The organism is Microbulbifer maximicatervae (SeqCode) (genome assembly GCF_052467305.1).
The window spans coordinates 1,702,469-1,719,312 of sequence record NZ_CP174306.1; the positions used below are offsets into that span (position 1 = coordinate 1,702,469).

16 protein-coding genes and 4 pseudogenes are annotated in these 16,844 nt (G+C 41.0%); 14 read left to right on the plus strand and 6 right to left on the minus strand.

Features of this window, described 5'->3' with window-relative positions; genetic code table 11:
* Positions 1-22 precede the first annotated feature (22 nt).
* The 9 genes from ACJJI4_RS07665 (at position 23) to ACJJI4_RS07705 (ending at position 7,366) form a co-directional block, all read left to right on the plus strand.
* On the plus strand, positions 23-448 hold the full coding sequence (locus tag ACJJI4_RS07665) for an N-acetyltransferase (protein ID WP_444912896.1): 426 nt from the start codon (positions 23-25) through the stop codon (positions 446-448).
* A gap of 76 nt (positions 449-524) precedes the next feature.
* The gene (locus ACJJI4_RS07670) at positions 525-851 is read left to right on the plus strand and encodes a hypothetical protein (protein ID WP_444927625.1); all 327 of its coding nucleotides are present in this window, start codon (positions 525-527) and stop codon (positions 849-851) included.
* Positions 852-941: 90 nt separating this feature from the next.
* Entirely contained in the window at positions 942-1,307 is a 366-nt protein-coding gene (locus ACJJI4_RS07675) for a hypothetical protein (RefSeq protein WP_444927626.1), read from the plus strand.
* A 508-nt stretch (positions 1,308-1,815) separates the two neighbouring features.
* The gene (locus tag ACJJI4_RS07680; protein WP_444927627.1) at positions 1,816-2,622 is read left to right on the plus strand and encodes a helix-turn-helix transcriptional regulator; all 807 of its coding nucleotides are present in this window, start codon (positions 1,816-1,818) and stop codon (positions 2,620-2,622) included.
* Between the two features lie 86 nt (positions 2,623-2,708).
* Complete coding sequence (locus ACJJI4_RS07685; protein ID WP_444913597.1) at positions 2,709-3,269, plus strand: YbhB/YbcL family Raf kinase inhibitor-like protein; 561 nt, start codon at positions 2,709-2,711, stop codon at positions 3,267-3,269.
* A gap of 658 nt (positions 3,270-3,927) precedes the next feature.
* The gene (locus tag ACJJI4_RS07690; RefSeq protein ID WP_444927628.1) at positions 3,928-4,413 is read left to right on the plus strand and encodes a GNAT family N-acetyltransferase; all 486 of its coding nucleotides are present in this window, start codon (positions 3,928-3,930) and stop codon (positions 4,411-4,413) included.
* Between the two features lie 474 nt (positions 4,414-4,887).
* Positions 4,888-5,592, plus strand: a complete 705-nt coding sequence (locus tag ACJJI4_RS07695) for a hypothetical protein (protein WP_444913601.1) — start codon at positions 4,888-4,890, stop codon at positions 5,590-5,592.
* A gap of 97 nt (positions 5,593-5,689) precedes the next feature.
* Entirely contained in the window at positions 5,690-6,400 is a 711-nt protein-coding gene (locus ACJJI4_RS07700; RefSeq protein WP_444927629.1) for a DUF4386 domain-containing protein, read from the plus strand.
* A 594-nt stretch (positions 6,401-6,994) separates the two neighbouring features.
* On the plus strand, positions 6,995-7,366 hold the full coding sequence (locus ACJJI4_RS07705; protein ID WP_444897076.1) for a hypothetical protein: 372 nt from the start codon (positions 6,995-6,997) through the stop codon (positions 7,364-7,366).
* Positions 7,367-7,992: 626 nt separating this feature from the next.
* Here ACJJI4_RS07705 and ACJJI4_RS07710 read toward each other — a convergent pair.
* Positions 7,993-8,415, minus strand: coding sequence for a PACE efflux transporter (locus ACJJI4_RS07710; RefSeq protein ID WP_444927630.1), 423 nt, complete (start codon positions 8,413-8,415; stop codon positions 7,993-7,995).
* 113 nt (positions 8,416-8,528) lie between these two features.
* On the opposite strand from ACJJI4_RS07710, the gene ACJJI4_RS07715 reads away from it, so the two are divergent.
* A complete protein-coding gene (locus tag ACJJI4_RS07715) occupies positions 8,529-9,434 on the plus strand; it encodes a LysR family transcriptional regulator (protein WP_444912904.1) in 906 nt (301 codons plus the stop codon).
* Here the strand turns inward: ACJJI4_RS07715 and ACJJI4_RS07720 are convergent.
* Positions 9,429-10,310 carry an SDR family oxidoreductase gene (locus ACJJI4_RS07720; protein WP_444927631.1) on the minus strand — a complete coding sequence of 294 codons (882 nt, stop codon included), beginning with the start codon at positions 10,308-10,310 and terminating at the stop codon, positions 9,429-9,431. The genes ACJJI4_RS07715 and ACJJI4_RS07720 overlap by 6 nt on opposite strands.
* A gap of 557 nt (positions 10,311-10,867) precedes the next feature.
* Between ACJJI4_RS07720 and ACJJI4_RS07725 the strand changes: the two genes are divergently transcribed.
* Entirely contained in the window at positions 10,868-12,226 is a 1,359-nt protein-coding gene (locus tag ACJJI4_RS07725; RefSeq protein WP_444927632.1) for a serine hydrolase domain-containing protein, read from the plus strand.
* A gap of 673 nt (positions 12,227-12,899) precedes the next feature.
* Positions 12,900-13,187: pseudogene (locus ACJJI4_RS07730) on the plus strand (integrase core domain-containing protein); the annotation flags it as partial.
* A 13-nt stretch (positions 13,188-13,200) separates the two neighbouring features.
* Here ACJJI4_RS07730 and ACJJI4_RS07735 read toward each other — a convergent pair.
* Both ACJJI4_RS07735 and ACJJI4_RS07740 read right to left on the minus strand, forming a co-directional pair.
* Positions 13,201-13,386: pseudogene (locus ACJJI4_RS07735) on the minus strand (helix-turn-helix domain-containing protein); the annotation flags it as partial.
* Between the two features lie 239 nt (positions 13,387-13,625).
* Positions 13,626-14,345 carry a carbonic anhydrase gene (locus ACJJI4_RS07740; RefSeq protein ID WP_444927633.1) on the minus strand — a complete coding sequence of 240 codons (720 nt, stop codon included), beginning with the start codon at positions 14,343-14,345 and terminating at the stop codon, positions 13,626-13,628.
* A 91-nt stretch (positions 14,346-14,436) separates the two neighbouring features.
* Between ACJJI4_RS07740 and ACJJI4_RS07745 the strand changes: the two are divergent.
* Together ACJJI4_RS07745 and ACJJI4_RS07750 are read left to right on the plus strand one after the other, a co-directional pair.
* A pseudogene (locus ACJJI4_RS07745) lies at positions 14,437-14,928 on the plus strand (IS30 family transposase); the annotation flags it as partial.
* A gap of 546 nt (positions 14,929-15,474) precedes the next feature.
* The gene (locus ACJJI4_RS07750; RefSeq protein ID WP_444927634.1) at positions 15,475-15,858 is read left to right on the plus strand and encodes a hypothetical protein; all 384 of its coding nucleotides are present in this window, start codon (positions 15,475-15,477) and stop codon (positions 15,856-15,858) included.
* A gap of 80 nt (positions 15,859-15,938) precedes the next feature.
* Here ACJJI4_RS07750 and ACJJI4_RS07755 read toward each other — a convergent pair whose 3' ends face one another.
* Complete coding sequence (locus tag ACJJI4_RS07755) at positions 15,939-16,259, minus strand: hypothetical protein (protein WP_444927635.1); 321 nt, start codon at positions 16,257-16,259, stop codon at positions 15,939-15,941.
* 300 nt (positions 16,260-16,559) lie between these two features.
* Positions 16,560-16,733: pseudogene (locus tag ACJJI4_RS07760) on the minus strand (carbon storage regulator); the annotation flags it as partial.
* Positions 16,734-16,844 lie beyond the last annotated feature (111 nt).

Genomic DNA, 16,844 nt, shown 5'->3' on the forward strand with positions numbered 1-16,844 from the left:
AATTTACTGCGAATTTATCAAAATGATTAGGTTATATAACCGTAACGATCTGCCTACTATATTGGACATTTGGTTGCAAGCTTCTATTCAAGCTCATGATTTCATGCCTTCAGATTTCTGGGAGTCACAGTTAAGTGATATGAGAGATGTTTACATTCCTTCATCAGAGACATATGTCTATGAGGTGGAAAGTAAAGCAGTAGGCTTTTACTCACTTAGTGGGGATACGCTTGCAGCTATATTTGTTTCTCCCTCTCTACAGGGAAGAGGAATAGGCAAACAGCTCCTTAACCATGCAAAATCGAAAAGAGATAGGCTGATACTTTCTGTTTACAAAGAGAACGCTTCTAGCTATCAGTTTTACTTGTCTCAAGAATTTAAAGTAGTAAAAGAACAAAGAGATGAGCATACTGGTCACCCAGAATACTTAATGAGTACTAAAATATAAAAAGGAGTTCAAGTCGGCTTAACTTCTGTCGTTTAGCGCGACGTTATGCATAAAGCGAGAATAAGATATCCCAAATATGAAACCTGAAGAGAAGAATTGTATAGAGAAAAGAGTTAGGAATAGGATCATCGAGGTTCTAGAACTTTTCTCAGATGAATTTAGATTTGATGTTGCAATTGCCAACCTTGAATTCTGGGGTGATTGGTTTGATGCTAATTCAATAACTCAATTTGATAAAGAGGGATTTGTGAGAGAAGAAATTGAATCTTTATTAGTTGTAAATAAATTCTGGGAGAGAGTTCAGCCAGATTCTAAACCGTCCTCTCAAGAGTGGTGTGATCTGCTATTTGAGTCAAAGTATGCTTTAAATATATTTCTCAAGCGTGGTAAATTTTATGAGTAATCTTTTTAGTTTATTGTTGCTAACGTCAGTCATGCAGCTTACTGAAGGTTAAAGTAATAATACATAAAATATATACTAGCTTTATTCGCTTTGGCAATTTCACTTGATGCCTATTCTACGAGTTGTTGGACATCATTCCATGACAAGGCGGTTTCACGTGAAAGAGGTACTTCTGAAATAGAGTTTGTTGTTGATAGAAGCAGAATAATTTTTATAGGTAGCGCTGAGAGTATTGGAAAAGAAGTAGTCGCTGAGGGTAGTGGTAAGGGCGGACATGTTTCAGAAGTAGTCACTTTGTTCGATGTTGAAGAGTCAATAAAGGGAAAAATCACAGGTAAGAATCTAGTTACTTCTGGTAATATTTGCTCTTGCAAATATGATTTTGAGGCTGGAGTGAGCTATTTAATCTTTTCTACTGATAGAAAGGGGATCCTGTACCTGGACAGTTGTGTCTAGCAATACTTAGTCTCTAGCCTGGTCTCGACTACATCCTTATATATGACATCTGTTCACAGATGCCTCGTGTTAGCTATTATTTGGTCTCATTTGGTACATTCGCAGATATCTTCATCACTTTGGACCAGCAGGGAATTGTGCGGCGTGGTTGTATACTATTACTTGATTTCTATTCACTTTCTGCTCTATGACAGATACATTTGTGCCGACTCTTCAGCTTTTACTAGTTCGCTGCTTTGTACCAAAGTATTCGATACCGGATGCTGCTCCAGCATACAATTGATCTTGCTTTGACAGGCAAGCTTGGTACGTATGCAATAGGTGTACCTGGAAGATAGTAAGCGGAGAATAGGGAGGTCCCATTTCGAAATCGCTACTAAGGCGTTTTTGATGGTCGTGATCCGGGCGATTTTATTGTGTGCGATTGGGCAGGCATATTTTGTAATTGTTGATAATCGTGCTATATAAACTCTGCTTTTGAATTTACTATTAGGCGCTCAATCAATTTATGCATGAACTTAAGCAATTAGCAAAGCAGATACTAAAGGAGAGTAAGAACTTACCTTTTTCAGTATATTCCTCATATAGAGAACAAAATATTTTCAGTGTTCCTATTGTTAATCCGACCTTGATATGTGTGCTTGATGGATGCAAAGAGCTGGGTGGTGACAGGCAAAAGAGTTGCTCAACAGGGGAGTTTATATTTTTATCTAATAGCCCTAAAATTGATATGCGAAATATCCCGGGTGATTCAGAATACTTCGCATTGCTTATTGAGTTTGAATACAATGATTTCGATAGATTAACGCCTGCAAGAAACAAAGAAGAAAAATATTTTACGGGAGATATAGATTCTACTTTAGAGTTAGCCCTTCATCAGTTTATGGAATGGAGTTCTTCCGTTCCTTTTGATCTATGGCATATTCGAAGACAGGAAATATTACAAACATTATTCTATTTGGGGTACCAGGAAGTAGCTTCTGTTTTTGAATCGACAAGTGTAAGCCAAAAATTATATAAAATTATCAGTGAAAATCCAGCTGCGGACTTAAGAGTGGATATGTTGGCTTCAAAATTGTCAATGAGTGAGTCAACATTAAGAAGGAAGTTAAATAGCGAAGGCACGAGCATTAAAGTCATTATAGATGACATCAGGCTTGGCTTGGGGTTGCACTTACTTCAAACGACTTTTGAGCCAGTAGGCCGTATATCAGAAAGATGTGGCTATAAATCCCAGTCTAGATTTTCAGATAAGTTTAAAAGATCTTTTGGTATAACACCTATAGAGCTGAGAAAAACACGAGTGAACGTTTGAGGCGAAAGTTTGCCTGTTTTTGATATATTACTCTGAACATAATGCTCCTATGATAAGTAATCATTTTTAATATATTTGGAGTAAATATGTTTGGCCTAATTAGTAAAATTAAATGTGCCGTCTTTACAGTGCTTATATCCGGCGTAGCCTCTGCAGAATCATTTTTGCTCTCGAGTAATGATATAGATACTGGAAAGTATATGAGTAAAGAACAAGAATTCCAGGGGTTCGGTTGCACTGGTAATAATACTTCACCACAATTATCTTGGGCAAATGCTCCGAAGGGGACAGAAGCTTTTGCTGTTTTTGTATATGATCCTGATGCACCAACAGGCAGTGGTTGGTGGCATTGGCAAATTGTAAATATTCCCAAAAATATTAGTTCACTGGAAGCTGGCGCAGGAAATTCAGAGCAAAATCGCACTCCTCAGGGTAGTGTACAAATAGTAAATGATTATGGAGTAAGAGGTTTTGGTGGTGCTTGCCCACCAAAAGGGCATGGTGCGCATCGGTATCAGTTTACGGTTTTTGCGCTATCAAAGAAACTAGATTTACCAAGCGATGCATCAGGGGCACTAACTGGCTATATGGTTAAGGCTAACTCAATGGGGGAAAGTACTATTGAAGCTTTATACATACGGGAGTGACTCTCCAGCAAGCAAATTCAGATGAGGATTTGGCGGATCTGATCTGTGCGAGAGCGAAATAATCGAAGCTCGTTGTTACTTGTTATCGCATAAAGTTAAACCTCTTTAGAAAAAGCTGTACTAGGCCTCCTTTGGTGAGGCTGTTCCCTCAATACTTCTTTTATACATGCAGTAAGATTCTATCCGTTTGATGACGGTGGTGAAGCGTGGATGCCTATCTTTAATTGGCATCCATCCACCAATAGTACTTTGATTGACAGATTGATTCCAAATCTTAGATTCCGTAAGTTCGGGTCTCTTAGCTCAGCATATTTTTTTACTGATATGCGATCTATGGGTACAGAATCTTTGAAAGACAAGCTTGGAAAGCGGCTTTTGAAAACGGAGTAGCTGGGTTTACTGGTGTGGATTAGAGGGGGGACTAAAACGCCTCAAAAATATGGGTAAAAGCTGTTTCGTTGATTACGCTACGATATGAATATCAAAATTCAATAGACGCTGCTCTACATCTTACTTTGATTGTTAGTGCCACCTAACGGTAGCTTCTTTATCATTTGTCTCTTTTTTTCCGATCAGGCTGATAAGCTTAGGAAATATAGAGAAGTGTGATATATAGGTGTTACTTGTCGATTGATTATTAGATCTTTAAGGTTAGACCATGGAAGTATCACTTCGTCAGATTACCAAACAGAATTATGAAGCAGTATGTGATCTTGATGTTGCACCGGATCAAGAAGATTACGTTGCCTGCAATATGTGGTCACTAGTTGAATCGATGTTTAACGAAGGCTATGAAACTCGTGCTATTTACTTGGACAATGAAGCCGTTGGATTTCTAATGTGGGTACAAGAAAGCTTAGAAAAAATCTCAATCTGGCGGTTTATGATTGATCAAAATTACCAACAAAAAGGTATTGGTCGCATAGCTCTGGATCTTGCTTTAGGAGAAATTCGGGACGTCCCGGGACTTCAAGAGATTGAAATTTGTTATAACCCTAATAATCCCGTTGCAAAAGCTTTTTATTCTAGTTTCGGTTTTGTTGAGGTCGGAATGGATGATGATGGAGAAGATGTGCTCGCCGTAATTGACTTAACCAAATCTAACGGCAGTCACGAGATGAGAAAAAGAGCAGCTTTTCTGTAAGTGTTTAATAAAATTATAAAACGATAGATTGTAGTTCTATTATTTTTTTCTGATATCGGGTTTACTGAATAGCAGCCTCCAAATCTGGCATATGAGATAATCTTAATGGGGTGGTTTAGTAGGTGATTCTTGGTTACGGAATAGGAAAGGAATTCATATTTGAAGTGCTAAAAGACGTCTTTTAGGTGGTTTTATCATCAGAATATAAGCGCAGCTACCGTTGTTTCTTGGATAGGACGAGTCTTTCCATAACTCGTGGAGCGTCATCATAAGATATAAAGTAGGGTGGTCTCAGGATTATGGATGTCTCAATCTGTATTTTGTGTTGAACATTTGTACCAGTTAAAGGCTATTCTTTGCTCCTCTTGATTTTATCTCATTGGGCTAGCTTTGGAATTCTAGAGAAGCGTGATATATAGATGCTGTACTTGAATTAACTATTAAGAGTTAATAATTGCCACCTAAGGATTACAAATGACAAAGTACTTGATAGTTATAATTGCGATACTTGTTACAGGTTGCGCTACTGTAGCTACATCTCATCGACCAAGCGATTACTATAAGGCTGGGGGTAATGAAGCGAATAATGAGCCTCTATTTGGCTCCACTGGTGAATCGTTAGGGGATATAGACATAGACCGCATCCTTAACTATGAGTTAAAGCTTCCTGCACAAAATAGAATTGCAATACTCAAGTTGTCCAATGATAGCTACTGGCGCCATTACTCTAATGATTTTACGCAACTAAATGAAACTATTGCTAGGGACTTTGTAGGGCAGTTGAGAGAGTCTGAAAGGGTTTACGATGCTTCATTCTTACCAAGCATGCTCGTTCCAGAGCAACGTACAGTGCCTTATCTTCGAGAAGCTGCTGCACGCTACCAAGCTGATTTACTATTAGCCTACCGTTCAAGTTGCCGTACTTTTGAGAAGTATAAGTTTATTGATCCGAATGAAACAAAGGCATACTGTTCAGTGGAAGTAGTCTTACTTGATGTTCGGTCGGGTATAGTGCCATTTACGGTTGTGTCAAGTAACGAATTCTCTGCCCGCAAAGAACTCGGTGATACTAATTTCAATGAAACCATAAAGAAGGCAGAGATCGCTGCCGTAGCCGAGTCATTAAAGGATTCCGCAACTCAGCTAACGTCATTTTTAAGCAGTATTGGCACACTGTAGCAAGAACTCTAACTACTATATTCAGGTGGCGCCTGCTTCGCACCTGAAATAAAGATTAGGACTTTCGTCGTATGCGAGAGCCAAAGGATAATTACTGATGGATAATACACAATCATCACTTAGCCTATATGCGAAGCATCTAGGTGCTGCATACTTAATTTATATCGTTTTAGGGATGCTCAATTCATTACTTGTCAAGAAAGGAATATATGATTTTGGGGCTTTTGCTGAGACAGAGGTGAGATTCAGGTTCGCTCAGATTATAGATATAATTATGTTTATCGCTGTTATTTGGGCATCTTGGGCGCAGTACTTGGTTACAAAAACAATCAATAAAAATATTGCTTTTTTGGCATTGCTTTTCAGGTTTGGAGAAGGGCTTCTTGGCTTTGTAGCAACAATTATTACATTGACGGTTATAGTAGTTTTAAGAAACCAGGAATATTCGAATACATTTCAAGAAGAGCAGCTACATGCGTTAGCGAGTATATTTGTGAATATGAGTGGTTCGATGTGGGATGTTCTTTTAATCATAATGGGCATAGGCGCGACTATTTTCATGTACTTATTTTACGTTTCAAATTACGTGCCTAAGTGGTTGGTTCTTTGGGGGGCTTTCACTTATATGTCGATGGTGGTTTATGGGTTTTCAAATATTTTGTTACTCGAGCCGCCCCAAATACTGAAACACTTCATGCTTCCAGGCGCGTTTTTTGAAATCACATTTGGGCTATGGTTATTAATCAAAGGAATTAACATCAAACCTAGTTCAATCGATGCTCCAGGTTTATACAAAAGTAATGCCTGAGTAAGCATTAATGCATGACTGACAAGGCTGTGCAGTTTTTGTACAGATAATCGTATCTTGTTACCAAGCAAAGTTTAATTTCACCAGAGGGGGGGTAGGGCCTCCTTTCTTGGGGAACTTGCCCTTAACGTTCAATTGACTAATTCTTGGTCGATTTTGACATGGCATAGGTCTCTTCCCTTTGGACGGGGAGGGATTTGGGGCGCAGATGCCTAACTTTATGTGATTGATTCTGACTTCTAGTACGACAGGTGATTCGAGCCAACTGATGATGGATTTTCGTTGGTTGGTGCTTTGTGGTCCACTTGTTTGTTTCATACTCACACTCAAGCTGTGGCTAGATATTCCTTAGTGATGGGGTTTGGTAAATGATGTTTTGAGGGTGGAGAACAGCCGTATTGATGCAGAATAGGGAAGTGTGGGCGATAGCCTCCCTAAGTTGGAGAACTAACGTTACTAGTTGGATTTGAACTATTTTCATGGTTACAGTGCCAATTTTATTCTATGGCCACTACTGCTCTTCTAGTTATTCTACTTAGTGGGTATCCAGAATTGCTTTTGGGGAAGTATTAGGCTACTACAGAGGAGAGTATAGTGAAGTTAAAAAAACCAAAATTTCAACTAAAAACGGTTTGGGAATATAGGACAAACCCAGGTGAAGAGTATTCTCGGGTACAAATTTTATATGGATATTTTTTAAAGAGTTTGGGAGAGGTGGAAGTCAATGAAAATATTTATTATGTTTTTATAGAGCATAAAATTTTAAGTGCCCCGTATGCAGGGGGGCTTGCCGTTGCTGTAACCGAGTCTAGTCTTGAAAATAGCCTGACAAGGATGGATGAAAGTAGAGTGGTAACCAATGATTTTATTGATGGTTATGAGGAGTGGAGGGCGTTTTCGAGAGATGAATGGGTCCACCCATATAGTGAGCAGTTAAAAGAAATTATTAACTCAAGTCTGAAATAGGAAGGAGTATCACTGAATAGGCGGGAATTGCGGACACTCACTAAATGAAAAGTATAAACCGCCTAATTCATTCAAGATATCCACAACCTGCACGTGAAACTTCTAACTATTATGGCTGTATAATCTGTACTTTCTAGAGTTCAGCCTTTTCCCAACAGGTTTGGCGGATTATACTTTTTCTTGATGGGTGTCCACGGTTGTATATCAGAAAGTTTGTTAAAGAGTTAAAGAGTTAAAGAGTTAAAGAGTTAAAGAGTTAATGGATGTTGGCATTATCCTGTATGTGGTAGCCTTGAGTTGGGGGCTCCTGCTTACTTAGAGGATGGTAGTGGCTCTTTTCAGATATGTAGCTGCGGATTTGAGTTTGGTTTCGATGATGAACCATCGGCATCCGGTACAAAAATTGACTCTGTCATTGGTAATTGGGAAGTTAAAAGGCATCGTAAGTTACGATACTTATCTTCCAAGTCCGATCAATATAAAGAACTGCTAACAAATTTAAGATGTATCGGTATTGAGCTAAGCACATAGTAAAAGCATGTATCTCTGCCCCCATCGGGTGATTCCGGCGATGTGTATCTTAACTGGTCCTGCATTTCATCTAAAATAGAAAGTGGAGAAGACCTTTAACGTTTGTGTTCAGTAACTTGAAACGAACTATGCAGCTTATCGAACCAATAGTTGAATACATAGGTATATATCACGATATATATCACCATGACTATCTCAAGCATAAATGCTTCTAGGATAGTCAGATTAAAGCCCCAGGCGATTACTGGCAACGTCAGTACCAACATACCCCCTTCAAACAATAACGCATGCATGGCTCTAACGATAAATGTCTTCTCCGGGTTTTTACGTATATTCAATAAGTACCAGTCAAAAGCGTGATTGAAAACCATATTCCAGACCAGCGCAAACAGTGATAGTCCAGCCGCAAGTACTAGCGATTGGTGTACCTCCAGATCAAACACTGGCACCACCAGTAAGCCACCTGTCAGCAGCAGAAAAAACTCGTAGGAAACCGCATGGAATAAACGATTCTTCAATGATTTAGTCATCAGCCATACTCACTCTGGTTGAGAAAATATGCCTGAATGATATATAGTTATTTTAGGTGGGATAAGTTAGATACTATACCTTAAACAGATAGGTTGGGCGCGTGGCAGTTTCTATTGAGCAACTGGAAGCATTTGTAGCAACCGAGCAGGCTGGCTCGTTCTCAGCGGCTGCACGTAAATGTGGAAAGGCACAGTCGGTAATCAGCTCACTGGTATCGAATCTGGAGGTTGACTTGGGAGTCAATCTATTTGATCGTAGTCAACGATACCCGCGATTGACGGACGCAGGTGAGTCACTGCTGGAACGCGCACGGAATCTTATCGAGCAACGCGAGCGTTTGATGGCGATCGCACAAGGGTTGTCTCTGGATGTCGAGGCCCGGTTGACGTTAGCTATTGCCCAGCATGTGCGGATTAAAAACCTGGGTGGACTCTTTCAAGAGTTTGAGACCAAATATCCAAATGTTCAAATTACGCTCAGAGCGGGAAATGTTCAGGATGTACAGACCTGGGTCGAACGGGATGTTGCCCAACTCGGGATTATCACGCAGCAAGAAGATGTGCCCACTGGGTGCGATTTCAGAGCCCTGGGCCATCTGAAGCTCACTGGCGTCGCCTGTGCTGAGCACCCGATAGCACAACTTACTGAAGTAACCTGGGAAGACCTGAAACAATACCGACAAATCTTATTGCAGGAGTTTGAGATATCCAGCCAAACTCGCTGGCTGGTGTCTCCCGACGTGTGGAGTGTGTCACGTCTCGATGATGCACTTGACCTTGTCGACGCTAATTTGGGCTGGGCAGTATTGCCACTACACGTGGTTGCGAAGGGGATAGCGGCGAAAAAACTGATACAGCTCCCTCTGGTATTTGAGCAGGAGAAAGAGCTGTCACACGGTGTAGATATTATCTGGTCCAGTAAGCGTCCACTGGGTCCTGCAGCCACTGACTTGATGGAGCGGCTGAGCACAGAGGACGCAATACTGAACAAGGATCAGTCGCTATGAAGCGTTTGACAGATCTCGGGCAAAATCTGTGATAGTTGTATCTGGCTTACCTAACACCTGCCAAGTTTTTTGACTCACTGGTTGCTCCTTTAGCTGTTCTACGTAAGTCAGCATATGTTCCATAAATACTGCCTGCTCCTCGGGCAGTCCCATTTCTGCAATGGCCGCGATAGGGTGAACGGCAATTTCTGTTCCCGGAGAATATGCCTCTACAAACGTTCTGGCCGCCTCTGGTAAAGACATCCCCTTAGTACCCTGAACTGAAAAACTCTGGTTGTAGGCCATCTCATTCCCGATAGCATTACCGATCATCTCTGCCAGATCTGTTGTATTGGTGTAGTAGATAGGGTGGACATGATCGCCGATGATAGAAAATTGGCCGTTCTCGATGAATGTGGGGAAAGAATCCAGGAAGAATGAACAGAAGAAGAAAGTGAAATCAATGCCCGAACTTTTAATGGCCTCTATCCCTGGCTTACGGATTACATTGGTCTTGTACTCAAGTCCCTTGTCCGCAAACTCTGGGTGGAGATAATCAATACCAGCAATCTGCATGATGTGTTGCACACCATTGACCTTTGCAGCCTCCACGATATTAATCACACCTTCACGCTCACTATGAAAGGGTAAAGTCGGGTCGAGTGACGTGGTATTCAGGGTGATATAAAGTGTTTTGGTACCAACTAGTGCAGACACCAGGCTCTCTTTATCCGAGACATCTGCTTCGACAAGCTGGATACTCTCTGGGAGGATAGTGCGAGCACTAATTACGTCCCTCACGATCGCAGTTACCTTTACACCTTTATGATCCAGTTTTCGTGCTACCTGACGACCTAAATAGCCTGTGGCGCCAATAATCGTAATAGTTTTCTGCATGGTTCAACCTTTAAAGCAATGAATGAGGTAGCCCATACTTTGCCCAAGAGATAGAAACTCTTACAGTTATGTACCATCTATCAAATAGATACTACAGCAGGGCTCTCTAATCCTACTTTTTGTTCATGTTTGATGCGCACGTAGATGTCTCCTCGATAGATGACAAGGGGTTATGGGTGGGAGGCATAACTTAAGATGCTCAAAAAATTGTCGATTTTGCTCCGTTTTTAAGGTATTGATGACAGTTTACTTCTATGAGTACTAAAGTCTTATTCGCTTCTCCATTTGATGAGTATTCAGAATTATCACGATAAGTAAGACTCTAGTATCAATTTTTAGTCTAGGGATAAAAATACCCTTCGGCTACTCCTTTTTGCCCTTCAGAAGCCACACCTGTAAAGTTGATAATGTTGGATAAGTCAACTAATAATTTTCAAATCTTTAAAATGAAAGCATGTGAGTCTTTAAACAGAGGTCTTAATTAGTGATATATTCAATAGTTGAGAGACGCCCTTGTGCGACTATTCTCCAAAAAATCGAAAAAAATAAGAGGTAACATGAAAAAGTTAATGTTCGGTGTTGTTCTGTCAGTTTTTAGTTTAAATGTATCATTTGCAGATGTGTTGGAAGTTGAACAAAAAAATTATGAAATTATTTTGGCAGAAAATATTGATATAGATGAGCCTGGCGTGGCCGTTATTGTTAGTAAAGATGGACGAGTGGTTTTCAAGGGGGCTCGTGGCCTTGCAAACTTAGAGCACAATATACCTTTAACAACTGACAGTATTTTTCGCTTGGGCTCTTTAACTAAGCAGTTTACTGCAGCAGCAATAATGATACTGCAAGAGCAAAATAAAATTTCATTAAAGGATAATATTCATAAATATGTACCGGATTTTCCAACCGAAGGTAATGATGTAACTATTGAGCACCTATTGACTCATACTTCTGGTATTGCAAATTATACTGAAGATGAGGAGATCTTTGCTAAAGAAATACAGGTGCCGACCACCATAGATGATATGTTGATTCGGTTTTCCAAGCACCCAATGAAGTTTAAACCAGGCGAGCAAATGCGTTATTCGAATACGGGCTACGTTCTTCTGGGGAAAATCATCGAAGTTGCTAGTGGGCAGTCATATGCTGATTTTATCAATGAAAATATCTTTAAGAAAATCGGTATGAAATCTAGTCACTATGGTGGATCTAAGATTATTCATAATAGAGCTAATGGCTATGATATGTCGCCCAATGGTGTAGTTAATGCCATGTATATTGACATGATGTGGCCTCATGCCGCAGGAGCTCTTTTGTCTACTGTGGAAGATCTGAATGTGTGGTTTACAGCACTTCGTAATGGTGCGCTTGTATCAAATGCTAGCTATCAAAAAATGATTGAGCCGTTTAAATTAAACGATGGCTCAGTATCAAATTATGGTTATGGATTAGGCATCGGAAAGATTCACCAACATGTTATTATTACACATAGTGGTGGTATTCCTGGTTTTGCTACCGATGCATTTTATATTCCATCAGAAGATCTATATATTGCTGTTTTAAGTAATTTCAGCGGCAGTAATCCAAACTTAATTAGTAAGCTTTTGGCAGCTGAAGTGCTTGATATACACGTTCCCAAGTTTGAGCCTTTCAAATTAAATGAAAGCAAAGTTAAGAGCTTCCTGGGAGATTACAGGGTGGATGAAAGCACCGTCCGAACCTTGTCTATGGAAAATGAAAAAGTTTATTATCATAGAAATGATGGGCCAAAATTTGAAATTATTCCGATGTCTGAAAATAGCTTCTATTTTGAAAACACATTGACTTATATTGTTATTGATGAGGATGAAGAAGGTAAGCAGATAATGAAATTTTATAGCGATCTTGCTGTGTCTCCACAACAGGCAACCAAGCTATAGTAGTTTTTTACACCCTTTCTTAGGTGAATGAAGAGAGGGTGTAGTTATTTCAAAGTAGGTCTTAATAGCGGAAAGTTTACTTTGGAGGTCTTAGAACTTCTGTGATGGTTCTAGATATCCCATCAAATGATACCTGAGATCTCCATAGCGACATTATGGCGATAATCAGGAGCTGTCTAATATGATCTCACCTTGTATTGATGTGAAGCCTCGGAATTACCTGGGGCCGCTTCTCGAATAATCTGTACCAACGCCTTCCGCAGCCTGTATTTTGTACAATTTTGATGCACATATAGGTCCTCTCACTAGGATTGAGAGGGGGTTGGGGATGTATCTATCTTTACTTGATTGCCTTCTACTACCAGCCCTCTGACTAGGACACTTGTTCCAATTCTTGGGTTTGGCTGTTTCAATGCTTTGTGGTTAACCTATTTGCTTCACGATGATTCCCAGGCCGTGGGTGGTATTCCTTAATGGGAGAGTTTGTTAAGTGACGCTTTTCGGATTGAGAAGGTCTGTGGAGGAGCAGAATAGGGGGCTAGTCCCCCGGAGCTAGCGAACCGAATTAACTTGTTGAACTTACATCGTCTTGTTAGTTTCAATACCAACTCTCTCATATGGCTACTGCTGTCCTTCTCGCCATACTATTAGGTGTGTGTCCAGAATTGTTGTCCTACATCACTCTGATCGTGGCAGTCAGTATGCCAGCCATACCTACCGAACGTTATTGAGTCAGCATGGGATGGCGTGTTCAATGAGCCGTAAGGGAAATTGTTGGGACAACACACCGACTGAACGTTTCTTCAGCAGTTTGAAGCGGGAGTAGGTAACTGGAAACCTCTATCCGACAAGATAGGATGCGGTAGCAGATGTAAGAGCCTATATTGCTTATTACAACTCACGCAGAATACATACAACACTGGGAGACCTAGCCCCTATTGAATTTAAGAAATGTGCTTAAAGAAGTGTTCGGTTGGAGTTGACCACAACATTTCAAGAAGGGCGTCCACACCGCCACTTGAAACGGCTTCGTTGTACCGATAGAAAACGTCTCTCGATACCCCCAGCATCTTGCAAGCTTTGGAGATATTGCCGAGTTCTTCTGCCAGATTTAGCAATCCGGTCTTGTGTTTGATGATGCGATCATTAGTATGGATCATGGGTTTATCCTTGGTTTTGTTTTTAGGTTTAGGCACCTTCATCAATACCGGTAAACCCCTCTTTTTCAAGAGGATGTACCAGATTTGGTCTGAACTAATTTATCTAAGAAGACTGGCGCAATAGCCTCCTTTTAGGGGGCCGAGGGCAATTTCGCATTCTAAGAATGGGGATTTTTACTTTGGCTGAGTTTATGGGGAAGCCCTGGATTAGAGGGCCACTCGCTCATCTGCGTCCTATGCTAATTGAGTAAATCAACCCGGCCCGTTTCCAGATTATAAATACCACCTACGACATCAATGGCTTTTTCGGTATAGAGTTTACCGAGCACGGGTGGTGACGCCTTTAGGGCTGCCACATTCAATCGCACATTTTCCTGCACGGATCGGTCAAGCAACTTGTCCTTGCCCTTTTCTGACAATGCCAATCCAACAGCCGGAGAAATTTCTTCTACAAGGTGGGGGATATGGCCCGGCAATGTCAGGCCCTTTTGAATATTGGATATGGATCCTGAAATCGCCCCGCAATTCTGATGGCCCAAGACCATGATTAGCGGTGTATTCAACACTGAGACGGCAAATTCCAGGCTGGCAATGGCATCAATCGATGCAATATTTCCCGCCAGACGAACCACGAATAGGCCACCGCGTGTGATGTCAAACGCATACTCAGGCGCGATGCGTGAGTCCGAGCAAGATAGGATCGCCGCAAAGGGGTTTTGGTCGTAAACCAGTTTTTCACGTTTACTTTCAAAATCATGCAGGGTGGATTTGCCAGCCACATAACGCTCATTGCCTTCCATCAAACGCTTTAATGCCGCATTCGATGACATGACGTTTTGAGGCTTGGGAACTGCCGAAACCCAACGACTGTACATTAACGACAATCCCACGGCCGCCATACCGGCTGTTTTCAGAAATTGTCTGCGGCTGGGTGTTTGACCGGTTGTATTATTCATCATCTTGGTCTCATGTCTGAGATTGATGATTTCACTGTAGCCGAAAGCCTCTGTAGATCAATTATCGGAGCATGTTGACATTGAAGGATGACTAGCGATCATTGATAAAAACACTGAGCTGGGCCATTGGGAGGGTGATGCGGTTTATGGTCAAGATAGTTATCTTGTGACATTAGTAGAGCAAATCTCTAGGTTGTTGGTCACTCGCAGGGTACCAGATAAGAGTAAAAAGTCTGTAAGTGGAGTAATCAAGCGGATGCTGATGCCGTATCAGGTAATATGTAAAACGATAACCCTCTACAATGGAGATGAATTTGCAGGCCACCAGTCGATCGCGCGGAAACTGGGCTGTCAAAAAAACTATTTTGCACAGCCCTATCACTCTTGGGAGCGCGGATTAAACGAAAACAAGAATGGTCTACTGAGGCACTTCTTCTCGAAAGGCATAGAAATTGGCAAGATACCCAAAAGCCGTATTGATGATGCAACATTCCGAATCAACACCCGCCCAAGGAAGGTATTAAATTACCTGAGACCGCTAGAATTTCTGGCGGGCAAGCGTGTGTCACTTATGTTGGCAATCTAGGAAGAAGCTGGATTTGGCTGGTTTTCCTAAGGAGGTAGATGTGTAGTTCAAAGTAACACATAGTTTGATAGGTATTCGTTCAGACCAAATCTCTATAGAGGAGGATTGGCTTGAGTCTCTTTCCATAGAAAACTGTCCGCACTGCTTACTTTTTGTTCATTTTAAATGCGAGTATCGACTTGTTCGCGATGAATGGGAGGGGACCAGAGGGCATGGAATCTAAGCTGTACTTTATAGCCTTTCACTTCTAGCGCTGTGCTCGATATATACGACCAGTTGATAGGCTTTCGCCAGTTTAGTGCTTAGGGAGCCGCTTTATTTGCTAGGTACCCAGATTTTTTTCAAGTATTATGGCCTTACGAGAGAGCATTTAAGTTTCCGAATGAGATTGGACCTTTTGGTATTTCTCTACCAGACGAATATGCTAGAACTGAAGATTAAGTTTAGTAAGGAAGTTTCAGAGTGAATTTTCGTAGACTCATGATTGTATGTATTGGATTAGTTACTTTGACTAGCTGTGGTTCGAGTCATGTAAAGCATGTTTCTATGATTCAGGTAATTAGTAATCCATCTAGCTTTAACGGCGAGGAAATTCTAGTTAGAGGATATTTACGTATTCGTAATGAAAGTAGAGCTCTATTTCTAAGTAAAAGTTTAGCAGAAGGTCGATTAACAGAAAATTCAATTTGGGTTCAGGAGTCTGAAAAAACAGTATATGGGGGATCGATAGGTCAAGACACTGACTCTACTCTTGAATTGGAGAAGTATGATAGAAAATATGTCATGGTTAGAGGGATATTTGATGCTGGTGATAGGGGGCATGGGGGTGCATTTTCGGGCACAATTCATGCAAAGAAAGTAGCCAACATGTTGGAAACCCTAGCCTCTAAACAAAGTAGAGCGAATGGGGATCGCCAAGTACAAGAGTAGTTACTTCCTGTATACTGATAGACCAAGGGGGTGTAAGAAAACCTATACACCCTTAAATTGGAGCAAGGCAGTGCCAAGGTTTAGTTACGTATCTTACTTGATGTGCTTTCCCAAACTTCTTCAAAAGCATTAATAAGCATGTAGCCAGAAAATTTGTTAAAGAGCTTATGCATCCAGAACTCTATATCACTAATTCCCTCTATGACTTTTTTCTCTTCATTATCTTTGATTGCTAAGTCTGTCATTTCCCAAAATGATTCTGTCAATGACGCTGCCATTTCGTTCGAATTAATTTGTATTTTTGAATTTATAAACTCTTCAAGAAGTTCATCATTCATTTCTTTAGCGTAATGTAGAGCGAGGCTTTTAGCATCAGACTCAGATTCTTTAAATTTAAGCACTTTTATAAGCCTCCAGTTGCAGGTCTGACATGATGGCCATTCTATCGGATATAGATCAAAGTTTGAAAACGAGTTCATCAACTTGCATGCGTTCTGTCACTGCCCGTAAATAATGAGCAGGGTTATCAGGGGCTTATACAAATTTCATCCCGGAAGGGATATGCTGACTGTCTTCTATAATCCAATAGGCACAGTTAACTTTAGTTCTCTTTTCTTAAAATCTGCTTAGAAATTCCATTGTTGAGACAGCATGCTTGACCGTTGATGAGAAAGACAAACCGTGCTCGTCCGTCTTTCACTGCCTACTTTTTGTTCTCTTTTGATGCGCACATAGATCTCTTCATGATGGACGGGGAGGGATTTGGGGGCGCGGATGCCTATCTTTACTTGATTGACTTTCTCTTCTAGCACTATTGTGGACACCAACGTCCCAATTTTCAGTTTTCGTCGTTTCGGTGTGGTGGACGTGATCAGTAAAAGGCGGGGGGCTAGACACTCGGGAATTGGGGGTTGGCTTCAAGCTACTGAGTTACCCAATTGGATTCGCTGTGACTCTAATGGCAATAGGGATCGGGTTTGCGGCTG

Bases quoted from the DNA above. Each gene is read 5' to 3' on its own strand.
- ACJJI4_RS07750 (WP_444927634.1), top strand. From the start codon at position 15,475: ATGATTCAGGTAATTAGTAATCCATCTAGCTTTAACGGCGAGGAAATT.
- ACJJI4_RS07740 (WP_444927633.1), bottom strand. From the start codon at position 14,345: ATGATGAATAATACAACCGGTCAAACACCCAGCCGCAGACAATTTCTG.
- ACJJI4_RS07690 (WP_444927628.1), top strand. From the start codon at position 3,928: ATGGAAGTATCACTTCGTCAGATTACCAAACAGAATTATGAAGCAGTA.
- ACJJI4_RS07720 (WP_444927631.1), bottom strand. From the start codon at position 10,310: ATGCAGAAAACTATTACGATTATTGGCGCCACAGGCTATTTAGGTCGT.
- ACJJI4_RS07725 (WP_444927632.1), top strand. From the start codon at position 10,868: ATGAAAAAGTTAATGTTCGGTGTTGTTCTGTCAGTTTTTAGTTTAAAT.
- ACJJI4_RS07700 (WP_444927629.1), top strand. From the start codon at position 5,690: ATGGATAATACACAATCATCACTTAGCCTATATGCGAAGCATCTAGGT.
- ACJJI4_RS07680 (WP_444927627.1), top strand. From the start codon at position 1,816: ATGCATGAACTTAAGCAATTAGCAAAGCAGATACTAAAGGAGAGTAAG.
- ACJJI4_RS07665 (WP_444912896.1), top strand. From the start codon at position 23: ATGATTAGGTTATATAACCGTAACGATCTGCCTACTATATTGGACATT.
- ACJJI4_RS07695 (WP_444913601.1), top strand. From the start codon at position 4,888: ATGACAAAGTACTTGATAGTTATAATTGCGATACTTGTTACAGGTTGC.
- ACJJI4_RS07685 (WP_444913597.1), top strand. From the start codon at position 2,709: ATGTTTGGCCTAATTAGTAAAATTAAATGTGCCGTCTTTACAGTGCTT.
- ACJJI4_RS07670 (WP_444927625.1), top strand. From the start codon at position 525: ATGAAACCTGAAGAGAAGAATTGTATAGAGAAAAGAGTTAGGAATAGG.